General features: G+C 38.2%; 21 protein-coding genes. 8 read left to right on the top strand and 13 right to left on the bottom strand.

From position 1 onward, the window contains the following. Position 1: 1 nt before the first annotated feature. From AY601_RS00965 to AY601_RS00950, 4 genes are read right to left on the bottom strand one after another with little or no spacing between them, the layout of a single operon-like run. Complete coding sequence (locus AY601_RS00965; RefSeq protein ID WP_068395308.1) at positions 2–2152, bottom strand: exopolysaccharide transport family protein; 2151 nt, start codon at positions 2150–2152, stop codon at positions 2–4. Between the two features lie 24 nt (positions 2153–2176). Further along, positions 2177–2869 carry a TolC family protein gene (locus AY601_RS00960; RefSeq protein ID WP_068395306.1) on the bottom strand — a complete coding sequence of 231 codons (693 nt, stop codon included), beginning with the start codon at positions 2867–2869 and terminating at the stop codon, positions 2177–2179. Between the two features lie 46 nt (positions 2870–2915). Beyond that, positions 2916–3983 carry a sugar transferase gene (locus AY601_RS00955; RefSeq protein ID WP_068395304.1) on the bottom strand — a complete coding sequence of 356 codons (1068 nt, stop codon included), beginning with the start codon at positions 3981–3983 and terminating at the stop codon, positions 2916–2918. Positions 3984–3990: 7 nt separating this feature from the next. Further along, on the bottom strand, positions 3991–4392 hold the full coding sequence (locus AY601_RS00950) for a response regulator (protein ID WP_068395302.1): 402 nt from the start codon (positions 4390–4392) through the stop codon (positions 3991–3993). Positions 4393–5030: 638 nt separating this feature from the next. Between AY601_RS00950 and AY601_RS00945 the strand changes: the two genes are divergently transcribed. Further along, entirely contained in the window at positions 5031–6032 is a 1002-nt protein-coding gene (locus AY601_RS00945) for an LCP family protein (protein WP_068395301.1), read from the top strand. Positions 6033–6071: 39 nt separating this feature from the next. On the opposite strand, the gene AY601_RS00940 is transcribed toward AY601_RS00945, so the two are convergent. Further along, on the bottom strand, positions 6072–6785 hold the full coding sequence (locus tag AY601_RS00940) for a glycerophosphodiester phosphodiesterase (RefSeq protein ID WP_068395300.1): 714 nt from the start codon (positions 6783–6785) through the stop codon (positions 6072–6074). Between the two features lie 7 nt (positions 6786–6792). Next, complete coding sequence (locus AY601_RS00935; protein ID WP_068395299.1) at positions 6793–7776, bottom strand: GlxA family transcriptional regulator; 984 nt, start codon at positions 7774–7776, stop codon at positions 6793–6795. A 134-nt stretch (positions 7777–7910) separates the two neighbouring features. Between AY601_RS00935 and AY601_RS00930 the strand changes: the two genes are divergently transcribed. Further along, positions 7911–8207 (top strand): Dabb family protein, encoded by a 297-nt coding sequence (locus tag AY601_RS00930; protein WP_068395298.1) that lies wholly within the window; start codon positions 7911–7913, stop codon positions 8205–8207. Positions 8208–8361: 154 nt separating this feature from the next. Here the strand turns inward: AY601_RS00930 and AY601_RS00925 are convergent, their stop codons facing one another. The 3 genes from AY601_RS00925 to AY601_RS00915 form a co-directional block, all read right to left on the bottom strand. Further along, on the bottom strand, positions 8362–8754 hold the full coding sequence (locus AY601_RS00925) for a VOC family protein (RefSeq protein WP_232324673.1): 393 nt from the start codon (positions 8752–8754) through the stop codon (positions 8362–8364). A 230-nt stretch (positions 8755–8984) separates the two neighbouring features. Next, positions 8985–9818 (bottom strand): FecR family protein, encoded by an 834-nt coding sequence (locus tag AY601_RS00920; RefSeq protein ID WP_068395297.1) that lies wholly within the window; start codon positions 9816–9818, stop codon positions 8985–8987. A 104-nt stretch (positions 9819–9922) separates the two neighbouring features. Beyond that, positions 9923–10429, bottom strand: a complete 507-nt coding sequence (locus AY601_RS00915; protein WP_068395295.1) for a DinB family protein — start codon at positions 10427–10429, stop codon at positions 9923–9925. A gap of 138 nt (positions 10430–10567) precedes the next feature. On the opposite strand from AY601_RS00915, the gene AY601_RS00910 reads away from it, so the two are divergent. From AY601_RS00910 to AY601_RS00885, 6 genes are all read left to right on the top strand, one after another. Then, a complete protein-coding gene (locus AY601_RS00910; protein ID WP_068395292.1) occupies positions 10568–11365 on the top strand; it encodes a S24 family peptidase in 798 nt (265 codons plus the stop codon). A 145-nt stretch (positions 11366–11510) separates the two neighbouring features. After that, a complete protein-coding gene (locus tag AY601_RS00905) occupies positions 11511–12149 on the top strand; it encodes an NAD(P)H-dependent oxidoreductase (RefSeq protein WP_068395290.1) in 639 nt (212 codons plus the stop codon). After that, positions 12121–12411 carry a putative quinol monooxygenase gene (locus AY601_RS00900; protein ID WP_068395288.1) on the top strand — a complete coding sequence of 97 codons (291 nt, stop codon included), beginning with the start codon at positions 12121–12123 and terminating at the stop codon, positions 12409–12411. The genes AY601_RS00905 and AY601_RS00900 overlap by 29 nt, the downstream gene beginning before the upstream one ends. A 34-nt stretch (positions 12412–12445) precedes the next feature. Further along, a complete protein-coding gene (locus AY601_RS00895; RefSeq protein ID WP_068395286.1) occupies positions 12446–13432 on the top strand; it encodes an aldo/keto reductase in 987 nt (328 codons plus the stop codon). Between the two features lie 115 nt (positions 13433–13547). Beyond that, on the top strand, positions 13548–13922 hold the full coding sequence (locus AY601_RS00890; protein ID WP_068395284.1) for a hypothetical protein: 375 nt from the start codon (positions 13548–13550) through the stop codon (positions 13920–13922). Positions 13923–13927: 5 nt separating this feature from the next. Beyond that, entirely contained in the window at positions 13928–15025 is a 1098-nt protein-coding gene (locus AY601_RS00885; protein WP_068395282.1) for a DNA alkylation repair protein, read from the top strand. 102 nt (positions 15026–15127) lie between these two features. Here the strand turns inward: AY601_RS00885 and AY601_RS00880 are convergent, their stop codons facing one another. The 4 genes from AY601_RS00880 to AY601_RS00865 form a co-directional block, all read right to left on the bottom strand. Then, complete coding sequence (locus AY601_RS00880) at positions 15128–15628, bottom strand: hypothetical protein (RefSeq protein WP_157287632.1); 501 nt, start codon at positions 15626–15628, stop codon at positions 15128–15130. A 49-nt stretch (positions 15629–15677) separates the two neighbouring features. Next, positions 15678–16952 (bottom strand): condensation domain-containing protein, encoded by a 1275-nt coding sequence (locus tag AY601_RS00875; protein WP_068395275.1) that lies wholly within the window; start codon positions 16950–16952, stop codon positions 15678–15680. Positions 16953–16955: 3 nt separating this feature from the next. Continuing rightward, the gene (locus AY601_RS00870; protein ID WP_068395273.1) at positions 16956–18233 is read right to left on the bottom strand and encodes a condensation domain-containing protein; all 1278 of its coding nucleotides are present in this window, start codon (positions 18231–18233) and stop codon (positions 16956–16958) included. A gap of 103 nt (positions 18234–18336) precedes the next feature. Next, on the bottom strand, positions 18337–19536 hold the full coding sequence (locus AY601_RS00865) for a glycosyltransferase (protein ID WP_068395271.1): 1200 nt from the start codon (positions 19534–19536) through the stop codon (positions 18337–18339). Positions 19537–19545 lie beyond the last annotated feature (9 nt).

Below are 19545 nucleotides of genomic sequence, written 5' to 3'. Positions count from 1 at the left end.
ATTAACCATCAATTCCGGCTAATTTTATTTTATTTATCACCCAGCCCATAAATCCAGGCTGTTTCTTAAGAAAGGCTATTAAATCTTTGTCTGAACCAGTCAATGTTTTACCTGCTTCAAATACAGCAACGTTCTTCTCTGTAAATGAAAGCCATTCTTTGGCAAGGTTAATATTCAATAAGCTATTGACATCAATGATAATGATATCAAATTGTTTTTTAAGTACATCAAATCCAGCTCTCAGATTTCTTTCACTCTGGATCTCCAATAAAGATCTGGTTTCATCAATCTTATTCAGACGGGTAATCATGTCATCAATCTGTATTTCTCTTTTCACCAAAAAGGTCTCAAAATTCTGACTGATTTGTAACTGTTTAGAGTCTGACAATACCGGGGCTACCTGATCACCACCAATCAATAATACTTTTTTACCAGTCATCGCATAAGCATAAGCCAGGTTAGAAGCCAGGAATGTTTTCCCTTCCCCTACACCTAAACTTGTAATCCCCAATACGCGGCTGTCTTCCTTCGCCATTTCATCACCGATCTCAAACCTTAATGATCTCAGTAAGTCTTTATGGATCGTATAGTTATTATTTTTAGTATCATTCCAGATCGATTTGATATCTGTAACCTGCTCAGGGATATAATTCAAACTGCCCAGTACGCGCATTTTAGTCGCAGCTTCCAACTGGTGGATCGTATTGATAGAATGATCTGTTAAAAACAGCAATACCAAAAGAGAGAAACAAACTGCAAAAGTAGCGATACCCGATAAAGCGATATATACAATAGTTTTTGAAGCTTCCGCAGAACCAGGCAAACCAACCTGTGCAACCTGAAGTTTTAAACCTGTATTTTGTTCTGTACGGCTTGTATTTGTACGTTCCAACGCGGCCATATAGTCTTTAGTCGCAATATCAGCATCACGCTCATAATTTTGTATCCCGGCATCAAAAGGAACCATTGTATTGTATTGTCCTTTCAATTTTGCCAGTTGTTTATCAATAGAGCTGATCGTGTTTTTGATCTGTTCTGTTGAAATCTCCAGGTTATTTTTTTGCTGGATTAATCCTTGTTTTGCAATCTGCGGATCCACTACATTTTTATCAGAATTTCTTGCAGACTGTCTGGATATTAAAGTCTGTAAAGAATCTATTTTACGTTTATCAGACTGTCTGAAGCTGTTATCAATATAACGGTCATTCGCAGCTTTCAATTCGCTTTTTAAATTCAGAATGGTATTGTTATCCTCTACAACAGTTCCCCCCATGTAAGGGTCCCCAACTCCTCTTAATTTATTCTTGATCGCAGAAAGTGCACCCTGGTTTGCCTGAATATCACGGATTGCCTGTGCTTTTCTTTCCTCGTACTGAGAGATTTGAGAATAAACTGTAGCCGCCTGTTCGTTCAGGTTCAGTACACCATTTTTCATTTTGAAGCCTTTCAGAGCTCCATTTTTAGCATTCATTTCTCTTTCCTTCTTTTTCAGTAAGGAATCAAGTACAGCTATAGAGTTATTCTGATTGTTATAAACATCAATACTATAATTGCTGATAAATTCGGTGGCTAAAGTATTGACCACATAAGCAGATAAAAGCGGATCCTCTGAAGTAAAATCGATATTTACAAAATCACTGTTATCAGGTCTGTAAATCATCATCTTTTTATTCAGGGCAGCTTCACCATAACCCATTGATTGCAGGATATCATATAATTTGAATTTCCTTTTGTTATCATAAACGGTTACCGGAACCTTTTGCGCAAGTCTTTTTTTGTAAGTATTCAGCAATTCCAATTTCTGCGCAGCAGGAAGAGAATCCAGTTTAGGACTATATTTTCTGAACGCGGCTTTCGGATTTTCCAGGTCATGAATAATCAGGTTATAAGAAAGAATACTCATGATCTTTCTCATTTTCATCTTTTCAATAATATTACTGAATTGCTGACTGGTCTTGAAATAATCATTCTGGGTCTGTGAAGACAATTGCTTAGACTGATCTACCAGACCAGTAGAAATCTGAACTTGAGATTTATACTCTTTAGGAATATTTTTAGATAGAAAATAAGTGATAACGGCAGCGACTACAGGTACCAGTATCAGTATCCATATATATCTTTTGAGCAGCTTTAAAAATCTTTGAATGTCCATTTTCAGTAATAAACTTGAATTATTTTATTTAATGTCGGTAAGTTTTCTGCCAATTATCTCTTCCAATGCATCTTTAGCATTCAGAAAATTCACTTCAGTCTGTATTTTAGCAGAATTAGAATCTGACAATTGCACTCTGCTTCCATTATAAGCATCCAACGGAATCTCACCTTTTTCAAATCTGCGGCGTTGATTTTCAGCTACCCCATTGTTATCCTGTGCAGTCTGAGTTTTAATTTTCAGCTCACTTAACATTTGAATATAGGTATAATATCTTTTTTTAACTTCATTTACTAATGCATAATCATAATCAGCGGTTTGCAATTGAGCAACTTTATAATCAGCTTTTGCACGTTTCACTAAAAATGGTTTCTGCAGGAAAGCGCCCAGGTTTAAACTGATACCATATTGAATACCATTTACAATATACGGATTTGCAGTCTGTCCAGGTGTACTGATTGCTTGTTTATCACCAGGGCGATAAAAATAAGAAGCACTGAACATATCAAGATAAGATATTTCTGCTACAGCTATACCAGTTTTAATTGCATCTTCCTGTGCTTTAAGTATCTTGCGTTTTGGATAGTTTTCTTTTGCAGCCTGGATATATTTATCCAATATGCCGTAATTGATGTCTCCGATAATCGAATCCTGTGCAGATACGTGCAGGCATAGAAACGATAGTAAAAGAACTGTGAGAGCAGATACTTTTTTCATTTGATTATTATTTTAGTTGATTATTAATAGGATTGATTTTATCTATTTATACTTTTTCTCTCTGGAACAAGGCAGGGAAGGTTTTTAACATGATACTCATATCAAACCATACCGAATAATTCCTTGCATAAAAGTTATCCAGTTTTTTACGTTCTGTATCAGACATATCAGCTTTTCCTCTTTTGCTGATCTGCCATAAACCAGTGAGGCCTGAGGGGCCTAAAAACCGCATTGACCATTCATTGGAGGTTAACATTTCTGCCTCATATAAAGGCAAAGGCCTGTTTCCTACTAAAGACATATCCCCTTTCAGTACATTCAATAACTGTGGGATCTCATCAATACTTGAACTTCTTAAGAAATTACCCAATTTAGTTACACGTGGGTCATTCTTAATTTTCATAAAGGCATTGGTACCACTTCCATCATCGGCATACTGGTTCAGCGCCGATAAATTTTTCAGTTCCTTATCTGCACCGGCTTTCATAGATCTGAACTTATAAAAGTCGAAGATCTTGTAACCTGTACCTACCCTTTTACTTTTATAAATTACAGGGCCTTTAGAATCCATTTTGATCAATAAGGCGACAACTAGCAGAATCGGTGATAAAACCACCAATACACCACCAGCAGCTACCACGTCAAAAATCCTTTTGGTGGTAGGGATTATATATTCTTTCTGTTTTTTAATTACGGAAAGCTGTTCGATATTCGGCTTGATCAGCTTAAATTTGATTAAGAAATTTAACCTGTCTTTCAGGTCTTCCATTTGATAAGGAAGGAAATACAAATCATGTATTTTAGCTTTGATTGCCCTTGCTCTTAATTTCACATCGTGCTGCTGTGCTAACAATACAATGATCAATCCGCTGGTTAAGGGATTATTCTTGATCTTTGCAATAATGGCAAAGACTGCCTCTTCTTCCTTTTCTCTGACCTCGATCATAATCACATCAGGTGTCGAGAACAACGATAAAGAACTTAAATATGCTTCCAGTTTAGAGGAATCATCCAGGCTGAAAATATGATACTCCTGCCCTAAAATCCCAGCTGACTCAGTTGAAAGTTCAGTACCGCAGTAAACCAACCTTATTCCTTTGTAATTATAATCCATTATTTCTTTAAATAGCAGTTGTTAATGTGGCTAAAACTCTGGCAATTTCCATTTTTAAACTCTCCGGATTAAATGGTTTTGGGAAATGTGCTTCTACTTTGAACGGCAAATTTGCAACAATTTTATCCAGATCTTCTGCTGCCGATAAAATTATAACAGGGATTTCCCGGTAATAACCACTGATCTTAATACTTTTCAGAAAAGAAGTACCATCAAAATGAGGCATGTGCAAATCCAGAATAATGATATCAGGAAAATTTCCTTCTTCCAACCATAGATGAGCTTTGTATCCGCTCTCCTTAGCATGGACAACATACTGTTTTGACAGGATGAAGTTCAGTAATTTTAAGATACTTGGCTCATCATCAACTATTAAAATTTGCTTTTTACCAAATGAGACATTTTCCATTTAAAAGGGAATTAAGATGTAGATTAATATTATTCAGAGATTTTTTATTTGACTAAATAACCGTGTTTTTGAATGTATCAAAAGCATTACAATTATTATGCAAGTTATACATCCTATCAACAATTACGAATTAAAATAAACATCAGTTTTATAATTTAATATTGGATTGATAAAATAATTTCTAATTATCAATACCTATTGTATTTACATTCTATATTCCCAATATCTTGCCAAAATCGGCCACAAAGACCAATTCCTGAAAGACCGTATTAAAAAAAATATAATTTAAGAATCAAATCCTCTTAATTTTTTTAACCTAAAGCCCGGATTATCAGCAATCAATCGATTAAAGGCAATAAACAAATACCCGCAATCTCCCTTTGAAGATAATGATGTTTTATTTAGATACTCCCTTTTAATTTCCCCATTTTATCCTAAAGATCCCAGCAGCACAATAATTAGGGGAATTATCTCAACTAACTGTAAAATTTATACCCCCAGTGCTCAAAATGGGGGAATTTTCAGGAATTAAAGCGAATTGGATCTCAGAACAATTGGAATTAATCTGATTTATTAGCACATAATTTGCAGTTAACAAATAGATTATAAATAATTAACTTAATGATTACCCTGTTTTTATGAGATATATCTTTTTAAGCCTGGTTCTGTTCAGCACAATTTCTTTGACAGTTTCAGCACAAGACACGACCAGCTTAACCACCACAGCAGTGCCTGCCAATATTGCCGGAACAACGGTCCCGATTCCCATAGTTAAACTCATCAAAACACCAGCTGCACTAGGCATCTCACCAAAAACACAAAAAAGGATTGCGGCTATTGCCAACCCGCCGATCAATCTGGCGCTTTTCGCAGTAGACAGACGGGATAAAAACCAGGAAGGAAACTCTGATGTGATCATGATTATTACGATTGATCAGGTAACCAAGAAAATTAAAATGTCTTCTATCCTGCGGGATACTTATGTAAATATAGAAGGTAAAGGAATGGATAAAATCAATGCCGCATTTGCTTTAGGAGGGCCTCAGCTAGCTATTAAGACCATTAATCAGAACTTTGATATGGACATCCAGGATTATATCAATGTCGATTTTTTCGGAACGGCTAAAATGATTGACGCACTCGGTGGCGTAGAGATCAATGTTAAACCAGAAGAAATCCCTTACCTGAACAATTATCTGAAAGAGATTTCCATTATTGAAAATATCCCTCCGGTAAATGTAAACAATGCCGGCATTCAAGTATTAAATGGCAGACAAACCGTAGCCTATACCAGGATCAGAGCAGTTGGCCGTGGTGATTATGAAAGAACTGAAAGACAAAGAACTGTCCTGGTCGCGCTGTTTAACAAGATGAAAGGCGCAGGTCCGGCATTATATCCGGTATTTATGAATCAGATTTTACCCAATATGGAAACTAGTCTGTCTGGTATGAACCTATTTAAGATAGGCGGAGATATTCTGAATTCAAAAAGCAAGATTATTGAGCAAGCCAGGTTTCCGCTGGATTCTTCGAGCAAAGGTATAAGAGTCAACAATATCTGGTACTTATCGGCCGACTTGAAAGTTACGACAGCAGCTATTCATAGTTTCATTTATAAGGGCATTAGTCCTGCACGTTAATTCTCTATAAATTAAGCTATTAAATATAAATAAACTAAGTTAACTTAGTAAGTTAAGCAATAATTCGGGCTCGTTAGTGGTGATAAAATCGATCTTGTTTTCCAGTAAGGTTAACATATCTTTTTTATCATTAACGGTCCACGCGTTAATTGTCATTCCCAAGCGATGGGCGCGGTTAAACCAGTCTCCTGTCTGGTAAATATTGAAGTCATAATCGGCCTGCAAAATGTGATCTTTTTTTAAGGTTTCAACAGGAAGTTCATCATTGATTTCAGCCAGAAATGCGGTATTTGCGGCTGGATCATGTTGTAATATCCGCAACAGTGCTTCATAGCTAAAACTAATATATTCTACCCACGCTCCGGCCTGTATTTTTTGCACCATTCCGAACACGGCATCAGTCAGTGCTAAAGTACGCGAAAGGTTTGCAGCAACTTTAATTTCCAGGATCAATTTCGTGTGTTCTTGTTTCATACCTTCCTTCAGGTAAGCTTCCAGAGTTGGAAGGTATTCCCCATTGTGTAGCGTTTTTTGCCTCAACTCAGCATAAGTGGAAGTTGCAATCGGGATCCCCTGAAAATCTTCATCATGATTTACGACAATAAAATTGTCTTTAGTGAGATGTACATCGAATTCAGATCCGTAACATTTTAACCTGATCGCTTCTTTTAAGGAAGCTATTGAATTTTCAGGCAGGTTATTCTTTTTAAAAGCACCACGATGGGCAATTACTTTATTGTTGTTCCAGTTCATTGCGGGATCAGGCTCTTGTTCCTAAATAGAATTTATCCCGGTATTCGCTTGGTGTCATTCCAACTGTTTTTCTGAATACTTTCCTAAAAGCTTTAGGATCATTATAGCCTGATTTATAAATGACTTCCGTCATCTGCTCAACGGTTTGCTCTAAAAGTTTTTTTGCAGCTTCAATACGGGTCTGCTGCAAATATTCAATTAATGTAATTCCGGTAACCTGTTTGAAGCGTCTTACTATATTTCTCCTGCTGGCAGGGATATCTTTGATCATTTCTTCAATAGTTCCGGTATTATGATAAGCCATTTCTATTTTCTGCTGCGCCATGGCAACCAGGTCATCATTGTGTTTTCTTGAAATCTGGAAAGTATTGAAATAAGATTGTGTATGTCTGTCCATGTCTATGGCAAACAACTTTGCAATTTTAATGGCGATTGAGTTTCCGCAATGTAGCTGTAAAAGGTGCAGCATCAAATGGAAACTGGAAGTTGCCCCACCGCTTGTATATAACCTGCCGTCCTGGGTAACCGTTTTATCTGCCTGAAGGCTTACTTCCGGAAATGCAGAAGCAAACGCTGCACAAGCATCAACATGTGTCGTTGCGATCTTTCCATTGAGCAGCCCTGTTGCACCTAACAAAAAAGCACCAGTACAAAAACTGGCCAGCTCCGCCCCTGCTGCATATTGCTGATTTAACCAGCTAACTGCCGCATAGTTTTCAGCAATTGCATGCTGGATATCTTCATTGATAAACGAAGGTATCAAAATCAGGTCTTGCTGGGGAGAATTTTGAATAGCTACCGGCTCATAGCCATAAAAATAGGTGCCCGGTTTACGCAACAAACTGTCATCACTACAAAACAAATCAATTTGGAAGGGAACAGGATGACCATCCTGAATATAAAGCTTATTGACTGTTTCAAAGACATCCAGTAGAGCAGCTACGCTTAATAATCTATATTGATTCGTCAGGAGAAGACCAAGTTTTATCATTTGATTATTTTTTAATACCTAAATATAACATATAAAACCCAAATTCATTCATCTGTATCACCTGCGCCTGTTTGTTTTTCTTGTATACTGGAGAAGGTTATTACATTTGCAGAATAAAAAAAACAAAAAATACGATGATAGCTCACCACGTTTTATTCTGGTTAAAAGCCGATACCACAGCAGATCAAAAAAATGCATTCAGAAAAGGCCTTGAATCTTTAGAAAAGATAGAAACCGTAACAAAAATACATATTGGGGTTCCTGCACCTATTGACCGCGCAGTTGTGGATACAACTTATACCTTCTCGGAGATTGTATTCTTTGAAGACCTTGCTGGTCATGATGTATACCAGGCTCACCCTATTCATATAGCCTTTTTAGACGAGTTCAGATGCTTCTTCGAAAAGGTTATCATTTACGACGCCATTTAAGAAATCTTGAATTGCTTCTTCTTTGAAGGTGCCAGCTAAATATTTTAAACATACACCTGCAAAATGATTCCCGGCTCAGGAGGATCATTTTGCAATGTTATGACCAGTCTTTCGGTATTAAGCCCACAATAGGCAATTCAACCAGCAAATTAGTTTATTCAGTACTGTCCCGTTCCAAAACAGATAAGATATTACCGGATGGATCTTTAAACCAGGCTATTTTAGGGCCGCCGCCATGGAATACTCCCTGATCATCAGTTTCAAAGTCTTTTTCTTTATAAATGATAAATTCGACTCCCTTTTTATGCAATTCATTCATCGCTTCCTGCAGGTTTTGAACCGGAAAATTAAGAACCGTAAAAGTTGCAGGGACATGATTAGGTTTAGCATAAACGAATACAGTTCCACCACTTGCAATATGCAGTACTAACTGCCCCATGGTCTGGGAAATCTCCAGTCCTAATATCTCCCCATAAAATTTCATGGCTTCAGATATCTCCTTTACGGAGAAACCACTGAATGCCTTAACATCTTTAAACATTGCCATAAGCTTAAGATTAGATTTATTGATAATTACATCAGGCTAAGATGAACATACGAACTGGATTGTCCCGGGGTTAAACAGGGCAATTTAAGGGGGCAACTGCGACATATTCAGTTCTGATCTGGTATCCAAGCAAAGAAATGGTATGCAAGCAAAGAATTGAGGTAAAACAAAAGCAGTACAATCCCTTGACATGTCAAGTGAATAACGTACAATCCCTCAGGGGTTGTAAATCATGAAAAATAAGAGTTCAGCAGAATGTTCAGTATAAGAATGACCTGATTGTTTTTTGTCTTGATAGCGCAACCAGTATTGCGGCAGATGGCAGCCAGAACGGCTTCCAGAGATACATTTTTAAAAGTCCCGGTTAATAACCTGTTATTCAACCCTTTTCTGCCAATGACAACAGGACTGTTGTAGACTTCATTTAAAACCTCAACCATTCTCCATAACGGCACACCTCCGGCGTTAAATCCGCCAGTCCGGTAATAAGTATACAGTTGGTCGGTATTGTTAACTTTTATCAATTGAGATGAACTCTGTTTAATCAGGACTTTCTCTCCGGCATTAAGCGTGCTCATTTGACCACCTTTGCTCACCTGAACCTTTCCTTTTTCAACAATGATCTCTATACTGCCCTTTCTGTTTTTTACATTAAAAGAAGCTCCGGCCACTTTGATTGTGGTACTGCTGGTTTGAATAATAAATGATTTTTCCTGCACTGGGGAAACCTGGAAGAAAGTCTCTCCTTTTGTTAACCAGACCTGGCGCTGACTACCTTTAAACTTTTCAGGGTAGCGCAATAGGCTGTGTTTATTCAGCACAATGACCGATCCATCAGCTAATGTATCTGCCTGTATTGTTCCTTTAGTCAGAAAAAAAAGTTCCTGTGTAGAAAACCGGCTGGAATACAGCCATGCTCCTGCGCAAAAAAACAGAAATACTACGCCTGTTTTTAACCAGAACCGATAGCCTGAAAGGAACATTTTCTTCCTTTGCTGCTCTTCTACTTCCAGTTTTAACTGATGTGAGGAAACCTGTACCTCATCTTCCCCTTCATCTTTCATATTTATAACTATAGAATTATTTAATACTTATAGCCCACCGGCATTTATTGATAATCAACCTGTGATTTTTGCTAAGGTAAAAGAATGAGGCTAAAATTTCAGTGCTATTCTTCTGATAAATGATGATAGATGTTATTCAATTGATAGGTATGCCGCTGACTGTGATAATTCACAAAATAAATAGCTTCAAAACGGGTTAGAAAACCATAGCCGGGCAACTCAAAAGTCAGACATATTTTATCAAGTTCCATAGTTTCTATCAAATTCATTAAACTACTTTTGATATTTTCCAGCGTCCCCAGTTGCCTTTGTTTACTATAATCGATAGGCAGCGGTAAGATAAAATCGGGAGATTTCATTTTAGTCTCAAAATTCAGGAAATCGGCCCTGATCTGCCCAAGCTGCTGGCCTGGTTCCCGGTCGGCATCCTTGACCGGGCCCTGCATAACTTCTATGAACCCTGTATTGGCCAGGATAAGATGTTGCGCCACTTGTCCGGCTGTCCAGCTACCAGAAAAAGGGGTCTCATTTAACTGTTGCTCATCGAATGAAGAGACGGCCTGTATCAGCGTAGTAAACGTGCGGTCTGTGTCTAACAGAATTGTTTCCATAACTTATGCTTTAAAATCCAGACTAATATAAATAGATAATAGGGATACTCTTGCTTGCCTGAAAAGTCAATTTCAGGGGGCATTCAAGACAAATACTAATTAATTTGCGCATCAATATCAGCTATAATTATTCTTTTTATGCAATCTTTACAGCTGGAACTCCTTTTTATCAAAATGGATATAATTAAAAAGATCAATGAGATAGCTGTGAATTATTTTGAGGATAACAATTCAAAATTCGCCGCCGCCTTAGGAACAAACGAAGCTAACATCAGGAACTACAGGAGTAAAATCGTTCCTAAGGTAGATTTTATTGTGAAGTTATGTAACGATCTTAACATTAGTTTTGAATGGATGTTTAATGACTCAGGAGAAATGAACAAGGTTAAAAAAGAAACTGGTGTTTCTTTAACCTATCCCCTGATTACTGAAACAAATCCAACAGCAACAGTAGCTTACGCAGTTGTAACAGCAGGAACTTATACACCCGGAACAGGAAATAGGAATAACCTGCAACACCAACAGGGAATCCCGCTTTACGAAATGAACCCAGCAGGTAATTTGCTTGACTTTTTTAATCAGCCACCAAATATCATCGATCATATTTATATCCCTAAACTTCCAAAAAGTGATGGCGCACTTTATATTCTTGGAGAAAGCATGTACCCTGTTCTGAAAAGCGGTGATATTGTCATTTATAAAAGGATAAATAACCTGAGCGAAGGAATCTATTATGGCGAAATGTATTTGTTATCAATTAATATCGATGGAGATGATGTGACTATCTTAAGATATGTCCATCAGTCGGAAAAAGGAGAAAATTATATCAAACTAATCAGCCATAATACTACACATGCTCCAAAAGACATCAGAATAGAATATGTTAAAGCGATGGCTCTTATCAAAGCAAGTATCCGTATTAATACCATGATGTAATCATCAGATCTCATAGAGGTCCTTCCCAAGGTTTAAGACACCTATGTCTACGTATCATAATTATGATACAATACTATGATTCATACTATTTTAATGAGACCAGCAGAAGACTTAATTTTGTCTTAGAAATTAAAAGATCTGCAAAATGGAAAATCAAAAAATATTTGTGATCAACGGAGGACAAGTTTTCGGACACTCCGGAGGTCGTTTTAACAACACAATTTTCAATGCAACATTAAACTTCTTTAAAAGTCAGCCTGGATTTGAAATCAGGTCAACCGATATCAATGATGAATATGATCCAGCACAGGAAGTTGAAAACTATGTATGGGCCGATGTAGTCATTTACCATACGCCTATCTGGTGGTTTCAGGTACCCCATGGCTTAAAAAAATATATTGACGTTGTATTTACTGAAGGTCACCAGAAAGGGATCTACAGAAGCGATGGCCGCTCTTCGGCCAATCCGGACATTAATTACGGAACTGGTGGCTCTTTACATGGCAAAAAATATATGGTAACTTCTTCGTGGAATGCACCAGCTACTGCTTTCACTTTGCCTGGTGAGTTTTTCGATCAGCGCAGTGTAGATAATGGCGTATTGTTTGGTTTTCACCGGATGAATGCTTTTACAGGAATGCAGCCATTAGCTGGTATCCATTTTCACGATGTAGAGAAGAATGCTGATATTGTAAATGATATGAAATTATATCAGGAACATTTAACCAATACCTTCATTAATCAAAAACAAGAACATGAGTGTTTATCTAACAGCAATAATTAAAAGTACACCAGGAAATGCTGAACAGTTAAAAAAGCTGCTAAAAACTTTGGTTTCAGGATCAAAAAGTGAAGCTGCTTGTCTGCAATATGATTTGCATCAGTCTGAAGAAGATCCGGATTTGTTTATTTTCCATGAAGAATGGGCAAGTCAGGAAGAATTGGATTTACACAATGTAACTCCTCATATTAAAAAATTTGCAGCAGATGCTGCACCAATATTAGATGGCGCACCCATCTTACACCTCACTAAAAGAGTAGATTAAACCCTGCTCCGGCCAGTGATTATAAGCTATAATAATGGAATACAGAAAACTAGGAAATACAGAATTAAACTTATCAACGATTACCCATGGTGCTTTTGCAATCGGCGGAACCATGTGGGGTGGAAATGAAAAACAAGATTCAATTGATGCAATTCATGCTTCACTTGACCATGGAGTAACCAGTATCGATACTGCACCGTTTTACGGATTCGGATTAAGTGAGGAACTGATTGGTGAAGCCATTAAAGGAAGAGATCGTTCGAAAATCCAGTTGTTGAATAAATTCGGTTTGGTTTGGGATGGCAGCAATAATGGCAAAGGAGAATTCTTTTTTGATGCAGGAGCAGATGGTAAAAGTATACCCGTTTATAAATATGCGGCTAAAAGTAATATCATTAAAGAAGTAGAGGAAGGATTAAAGCGCCTGGGAACTGATTATATCGACCTTTTACAGTTACACTGGCCCGATGCAACTACTCCGATTGATGAAACCATGGAAGCACTTGATCAATTGATAACACAAGGTAAAATCAGAGCAGCTGGTGTAAGTAATTACAGCCTTGATCAGTTAAAGGAAGCACAAAAAACTATCAGCCTTGCCTCAAACCAAGTTTCTTACAGTATGCTGAACAGGGCAATTGAAAAAGAAATTGTGCCTTATACAATAGAAAATAACATTGGTATCATTGTATACAGTCCGCTGGAAAGAGGTTTGCTGACTGGCAAATATTTCAAAGATGCCAGACTGAAATCAAATGATCACCGTAACGGTTATTTTGGCCAGTTTGATCCTGAAAAAGTAAAAGCACTGCTGCAAACTATTGAGCCTATTGCGGAAAGCAAAAATGCAACGGTTGCACAAGTAGTACTCAGATGGACTACCCTGCAACCAGGCGTAAGCATTGTACTTGCTGGTTCAAGAAATGCTGCCCAGGCCATTGACAACGCAAAAACAATGGATATCACTTTAAGTACTGTTGAATTAAATAGCTTAAATAAAGCAATTGAATTAGTCGGATAATACAAAAATATCTTCCTCAGAAGCCGGTTCGAATGTTTATAAAAAGACGGGGGCCGGCTTCTTTCGTTTGACTAATTATTATTTATATTTAAAGAAAACGTTTAATCAGACAATTATGAAGAATTTAAGCTTTATTTTCTCTTTTGTAGTACTGTTATTGATGACCAGTGCTGCATCAGCTCAAAAAAACGACACCTATTTTGTAGGGCAATGGAATGTCTTAATTAAAGGGCTTCCCAATGGTAATACCGATGTTTTGGTGAAGTTTGATTTGAAAGATGGTCAGCTGGCTGGCAGTATAACGAGTATGGCAGAGAAAAAAGAGATGCCTTTTAAAACAGTCACCTTAAAAGATTCTACGGTTACAGTTACATTTGACCATAGCAGCGGTCAGGTAGAAATGAACCTGCTCAAAAAAGATGAAGATAATATAGTTGGTAACATCAACAATCAGTTCGACCTTAGCGGTGTCAGAAAAAAAGAAGATTAAATTAAATGAGCTTATTAAAAGATATATATTCCGTTTCCTTTTATAATAAATTAGCCGACAGCCTGATTCAGCTCAATCCTGAATTCAATAAAAAAAGATTTATTGAACTGATCAATGTGGAGGGGTTCACTGCTATGGAACTTAAGCAGCGGATGCACCATACCACATTGGTCATTCATCAGTTCCTGCCTGCCGGGTATCCAGCAGCAATCCGGCATTTATCCGCTCTGATTCATCAGCTGAAAAAACAGCAAACAGGAGAACAAATGCTGGCTTATATATTTTTGCCGGACTATATTGAAACCTACGGGCTGGAAGATTATGAAACATCCATTCCGGCCATCGAATCGGTTACACAATTTATCAGCTGTGAGTTTGCAGTCAGACCATTTCTGGCTAAATATGGGCAGCAGATGATGATGCAAATGGAAAAATGGTCTTTACATGAAAACCATCATGTCAGAAGACTGGCCAGTGAAGGCAGCAGATCAAGGTTACCCTGGGCAATGGCGGTACCCGGATTAAAAAAAGATCCTTCGATGATCCTCCCTGTTTTGGAAAATCTAAAGACTGATCCTTCAGCGTATGTACGCAGAAGTGTAGCAAATAGCTTAAATGACATTTCTAAAGATCATCCTGAAATTGTGATCGCTATTGCCGGCCGCTGGAAGGGATTGAGTAAAGAAACGGATGCACTCATTAAACATGGCTGCCGCGGTTTACTGAAACAAGGCCATACTAAAATATTAGCACATTATGGATTCGAAAGTACGGCTATCGAATTACTGGATTTTGAAATATTGACCGCAGTTGTCGCTATTGGTGAGCATCTTGAATTTACGATCAGTGTTAAAAATACAGCACTGGTTCCACAGAAAATCCGCATGGAATATGCAGTTTATTATAAAAGGCTGAATGGCCAGGCCTCTAAAAAGGTTTTCAAAATCAGTGAGCGTGAATTTCAGCCTGCAGAAATTGCTGTGATCAATAGAAAACAAAGTTTTAGAATTATTACGACCAGGAAGTTCTATCCCGGCGCACAACAGTTAGCTATTATTCTCAATGGCCGGGAAAGTGAATTAAAAGATTTTGAATTGAATTAGTTTTGATGGCAGTAGTTCACCAGGAAAAACAGTTGAAATTCCGGCATTCATAGCTTAAGATTAAAAGAGGAATGCTAAAGCAGGATTACCTGCCTTTACTTATTATTCTTTAATCAATTGCTGCTGATCAACGTGGTCTTCCACGGGATAAGGCAGATGGTGTTTCTTTATTTTTTTGATCGGCAGGTAAGTAAAAAGAACAGAAAATACGCCTGCTGTTAATCCTAAAAGAACAGCGAGAACAGTTCCATTATAATTATAAAACTCAGGAAAGCCAAAATGCAGGCCAAGCATCACTGCAAAAACAAAGGATACCGTACAAAAACCGTTCATGCCTGCCATCTGAAAGATGAACTTAATTTTTCTGAAGCCTTCTGGCAAGATGATTTCGGAGTGTCCTTTCTCTGAAAGTGTAATGGTCTTTTTCAGAATATCAAAAGTAATGATGAAGGGCAGAAAAAAAGCCATTGGCAAAATAAACCGGGCCAGGTTTTGCGTTCCATCAAATAAGTGAACGGCATTCAGGTCTGTAAAACTAAAATAGGGAATGATCGTATTGAAAAATACATTCGGAATAATATAATACAGCAAATTTTTACGCAAAAAACGCTTTAGCGTGACTTCATTTTTTTTTGTATCAGGTATCAGCATATCAGGCAACAGAAAGTTGTTTTAGGTCTTCAAATAATAAGTTCATTGTTTCTGCTTGAATAAGCCGTGCTTCTTGTTCAGTCAAAAAAGTATCATTAGACATCAAGGTAAAATCCATTTTATTTTTATAAGTACTTGCAATCAGCGTACTGGGATTTCTCCACGGAAAAGCCACCGTCGGACTATGAATAGCCAATACTTCAAAATTCTGATAGTTTTCAGCAATCCGGAGCCTGCCCATATTGGAAAGCGTAACATCGTGTGTACCCTCTGTAGCTTTTAAAAACCTGACCATCCTGCTCACAATCGCATGGAAATATTCACTCATCCAGAGCATTTCTGACACTTTCAGGGCCCCCACTTTAGTATTCAGGTCGGCTTTCAGCATTCTTGCTTTTGTCCAGAAATCTATCTCCGCATTCTTATCGATCTCCAATTCTACGATAGGTGCAAAAGCGAACATAGTATCATTCTTGATTTCAGGGATAAACTGCCTGATGTCTACCGGGCAAATTACTTTTCCATGTGCCTTTATTCCCCTCACTTGTTCAAAAGCCTTCATAACCGCAATACATAAAGCTGCATGAACAGTAGTGCCTGCAGCTTTACTGCGCTCAACCAATTCAACGGTTTCCTGCTGATCCAGCCTCCAATGCACTACATAATTATTTCCTGCTGCAACTTTACGCTGTGTGGGTTTGAAATAGAAAAAGGCTCTGCCTAGTAAAGAAAATAGGCGTGCTTTCAAAATCTTCGCCTGCGAAACTGAAAAAGACGAGGCTAAAAGTTCTTTTACAGACAGGAAAGAAGCATAGGGTTTGAGCTCCATACCCGGCTCATCGAGCAGAAATAACAGTTCCTGCATCAAGGTCACCAGCGTAGTCCCGTCACAGATGCAGTGTGGCAGCACGAATAAAAGATCTGATACTTCTGCTGATTTTAACCAGACAACCCTGGCCAGTGGTTCATTTTCACCGTCAAATAATTTGTCCCATTCTGCTTTGGATTCATGCAGCCAGTCCTGTTCCCCATTGCGCTCCAGAACCCTTACAGGAATTACTTTAAGCTTTTCATTCAAAACAAAATAGGGCCCGCCAGCTTGCTGATCATCAATCTGCATCCTTAATAAAGGATGTTTGTGCTGTATCTTATCTAGAGCAGCACGTAAGTTTTCCGGCGCAATCACACCCCGGATCTTAGCCGTAAAAATGCAATTTACAGGGGTAATTGCATCCACGTACATTACCCTTTCTCCAATGATCAATTTTCTTTTCATTTGTTATGCTGGTTGAAGCTGTGTTTGTAATTGTTCTTTGAGAATCGTCATCATTCTTGTTTGTATAGCCTGACCTTCCAGGTAAGGGACATAACCTTCGCTGGCTACAAATGAAAAATCCATCTTGCCACGGTAAGTAGAAGTGATGAGTGAAGTCGTATTGCCTAAAGGGCCAATTGCTGTTGGCGTGCAGATCATTTCAATTTCAAATGTTTTGTAATGCGCAGGGATGGTAATTCTTCCCAGGTTGGAGAACATACAGTCATTATTTGATTTACTATACTTTAAAAAACGGCCGAATTTATGAAGTACAGGATGCGCTTTCTCCAGTACCATTAACATCAGATGGGGATCGAGCTTTTTAATTTTCTGCCTGATGTCTTCCTGTATGGCTTTGAGATTGCTCATAAAGTCGAGATCAGCATAAGAACTGACCACGAACATAGATCCAAAAGCAAAAATGTTATCCTTTTTTATCCGGTGGTTTAGGTTACGGAGATCAACCGGGCATGATATTTTATTGTGTGCATTATCTTTTCGGACTTCTTTGAAAGTTTTTAATAGCACGGCGCATAAAAGCGTATTCATGGTTACTCCAGAATTTTTGCACAATTGAGTAAGAGCTACAGTCATTTCCTCCTCAACAGTCCAATGGATCAGGTAATCTTTTTGCCTTGCTACAGCTTTCTTTTTTAAAGGGGTAAGCCACAATCCTAAAACTGCTATACTCCCGATCAGGCTTGCTTTCAATCTTTTTTTCCTGCTCCCCAGAATCTCTGCTGGTACTATATCATGAATTCCTTTGATCGGATTTTCCTGACCTATATCAGCATCGCCATTGTCAATTAGTTCATAAAGTGTTGTCAACAGTGTCAAAATTGAACCTCCATCAATCAGACAATGGTGTATAACCATAATCAGTTCTGAAACTCCTTCTCCTTTTAACCAGACCATACGCATCATAGGATCCCGGTCTGTTTCAAATGGAATTGACCACTGCTTAACAGATTCAACTTCCCAATCGGTATCCTTATGCCGGGAAATGATTTGAACGGGAATTTTAACGGGCTGAACAGTATCCGTAGTAAAGCTTGGACGGTTATTTTTATCGTAAGAAATAACCGCATTCAGCCAGGGATGTTTCTGTTGCAGTCTTAACAGGGCATGATGCAGGCTCGCAGCAGAAAATTCTCCACGGATTTTAACAGGGATTATCCCATTAAAAGGAGTTTTTCCATCACCAAGCATTAATCTTTCTCCAAAAAGCAGTTTTCTTTTCATCTATTTATTTACATTTTTTTTAGATGAAACCTTGATCATTAAACTAATTATTGCCCTGTGTGCCTAATACTTATTTTAATCATGCCGGGTTCATTGGCGTTAATTATTCTTCGACAAATTGTTCCGCTTCAGCGAAATCTTCCAGCAGCTGTACTGCTTTGTCATTTCCTCCTGAAGCCATAAAAGTTTCTTTTATTTTTAAAGCTGCGTTCCGGTATTGTGGGTTTTCCAGCAATTCAAAAACAGCAATTTGCAAATCAGCAATTTTTAATCTTTTGTAACGGATACTAATTCCGCAGCCTGCATTAACTATAAGTTTGGCTGTATGGAAATGGTCATAAGCAATTGGTGTGATCAGCATCGGTAAGCCATTGGTAAAAGTATCGTTAACAGTATTGAAACCGCCATGGCAGATCACTGCATCCATATGCGGCATCAGTTCTGTTTGCGGGACAAAGCCGTTGACGATAAAATTATCAGGCCATACGTCAAAAATATCCGGGTTCGTTGCTGCGATGATCGTGATTGGCTGATCTGCAAAAGCATCAATCAGTTTTTGAAAAAATGCAGCTCTGATATCTACTAATAAAGTGCCTAAAGAAACGAAAACCTTGGGTGTTTTTGCGGCCGCAAGTCTTTCCCAGTCAAAAGCTGCATGATTTGGTCTGCCTTTTACCGGGCCGACAAATTTCATATGCGGCGGGGTTTCCGTAAATCCGGCGAATGCCTGGGAAGTAAAAACAAGATTGAGTTTATGAGAATGAATGAATATATCATCTTCATAGATACCAAACTCTTGTTGCAAACCTTTGATCAGCTGTTGTTGCCATTCAAATATTTTTGGTGCGCTGGTCTGGGTATCCCCGATCACATCTGGTGGCACTGGTGTAGTGGTTACTGATGGGATACCTTTGATATGGGCACATAAAGCCCCTGCAAAAGTAATACAGTCGTTTACAATCACGCCTGGTTTCCACTCGTCCACAAAGTTTCCCAGGCCTTTCATCATGATCCTTGCAAATGGAACATAAGTTTCTTCCAGTGCCAGTTTCATGACCTCCGGGCCAGAACAAGCAGGGCCATCATCCTGACGCTTTAATATCCGGTCAATTTCTTCCTGATGCTCAACCAGATCGGCTTCGGGATAAATAAATTCTCCGCCTTCCGGGATATGTTTTGCGGCAAGCGGTGTAATCCCAATCCATTTCACTTCATGCCCGCGGGCTATTAAACTGGAGCCTATGCTAAGAGTTGGGCTGATATGGCCAAAAAATGGGGGTACGACAAATAAAAATTTAGACATAATTCCTGT

Source organism: Pedobacter cryoconitis (assembly GCF_001590605.1).
GTDB lineage: Bacteria > Bacteroidota > Bacteroidia > Sphingobacteriales > Sphingobacteriaceae > Pedobacter > Pedobacter cryoconitis_A.
The sequence above is the reverse complement of the archived record's forward strand: the minus strand, read 5'-3'. Positions and strand labels throughout refer to the sequence as shown.

Coding starts and splice junctions, on each gene's coding strand:
- AY601_RS00940 (WP_068395300.1), bottom strand. CDS start 6,785: ATGAACTGGAACAACAATAAAGTAATTGCCCATCGTGGTGCTTTTAAA.
- AY601_RS00965 (WP_068395308.1), bottom strand. CDS start 2,152: ATGGACATTCAAAGATTTTTAAAGCTGCTCAAAAGATATATATGGATA.
- AY601_RS00915 (WP_068395295.1), bottom strand. CDS start 10,429: ATGGAAACAATTCTGTTAGACACAGACCGCACGTTTACTACGCTGATA.
- AY601_RS00910 (WP_068395292.1), top strand. CDS start 10,568: ATGCAATCTTTACAGCTGGAACTCCTTTTTATCAAAATGGATATAATT.
- AY601_RS00875 (WP_068395275.1), bottom strand. CDS start 16,952: ATGAAAAGAAAATTGATCATTGGAGAAAGGGTAATGTACGTGGATGCA.
- AY601_RS00890 (WP_068395284.1), top strand. CDS start 13,548: ATGAAGAATTTAAGCTTTATTTTCTCTTTTGTAGTACTGTTATTGATG.
- AY601_RS00960 (WP_068395306.1), bottom strand. CDS start 2,869: ATGAAAAAAGTATCTGCTCTCACAGTTCTTTTACTATCGTTTCTATGC.
- AY601_RS00935 (WP_068395299.1), bottom strand. CDS start 7,776: ATGATAAAACTTGGTCTTCTCCTGACGAATCAATATAGATTATTAAGC.
- AY601_RS00925 (WP_232324673.1), bottom strand. CDS start 8,754: ATGGCAATGTTTAAAGATGTTAAGGCATTCAGTGGTTTCTCCGTAAAG.
- AY601_RS00900 (WP_068395288.1), top strand. CDS start 12,121: ATGAGTGTTTATCTAACAGCAATAATTAAAAGTACACCAGGAAATGCT.
- AY601_RS00920 (WP_068395297.1), bottom strand. CDS start 9,818: ATGAAAGATGAAGGGGAAGATGAGGTACAGGTTTCCTCACATCAGTTA.
- AY601_RS00865 (WP_068395271.1), bottom strand. CDS start 19,536: ATGTCTAAATTTTTATTTGTCGTACCCCCATTTTTTGGCCATATCAGC.
- AY601_RS00955 (WP_068395304.1), bottom strand. CDS start 3,983: ATGGATTATAATTACAAAGGAATAAGGTTGGTTTACTGCGGTACTGAA.
- AY601_RS00885 (WP_068395282.1), top strand. CDS start 13,928: ATGAGCTTATTAAAAGATATATATTCCGTTTCCTTTTATAATAAATTA.
- AY601_RS00895 (WP_068395286.1), top strand. CDS start 12,446: ATGGAATACAGAAAACTAGGAAATACAGAATTAAACTTATCAACGATT.
- AY601_RS00930 (WP_068395298.1), top strand. CDS start 7,911: ATGATAGCTCACCACGTTTTATTCTGGTTAAAAGCCGATACCACAGCA.
- AY601_RS00950 (WP_068395302.1), bottom strand. CDS start 4,392: ATGGAAAATGTCTCATTTGGTAAAAAGCAAATTTTAATAGTTGATGAT.
- AY601_RS00905 (WP_068395290.1), top strand. CDS start 11,511: ATGGAAAATCAAAAAATATTTGTGATCAACGGAGGACAAGTTTTCGGA.
- AY601_RS00870 (WP_068395273.1), bottom strand. CDS start 18,233: ATGAAAAGAAAACTGCTTTTTGGAGAAAGATTAATGCTTGGTGATGGA.
- AY601_RS00945 (WP_068395301.1), top strand. CDS start 5,031: ATGAGATATATCTTTTTAAGCCTGGTTCTGTTCAGCACAATTTCTTTG.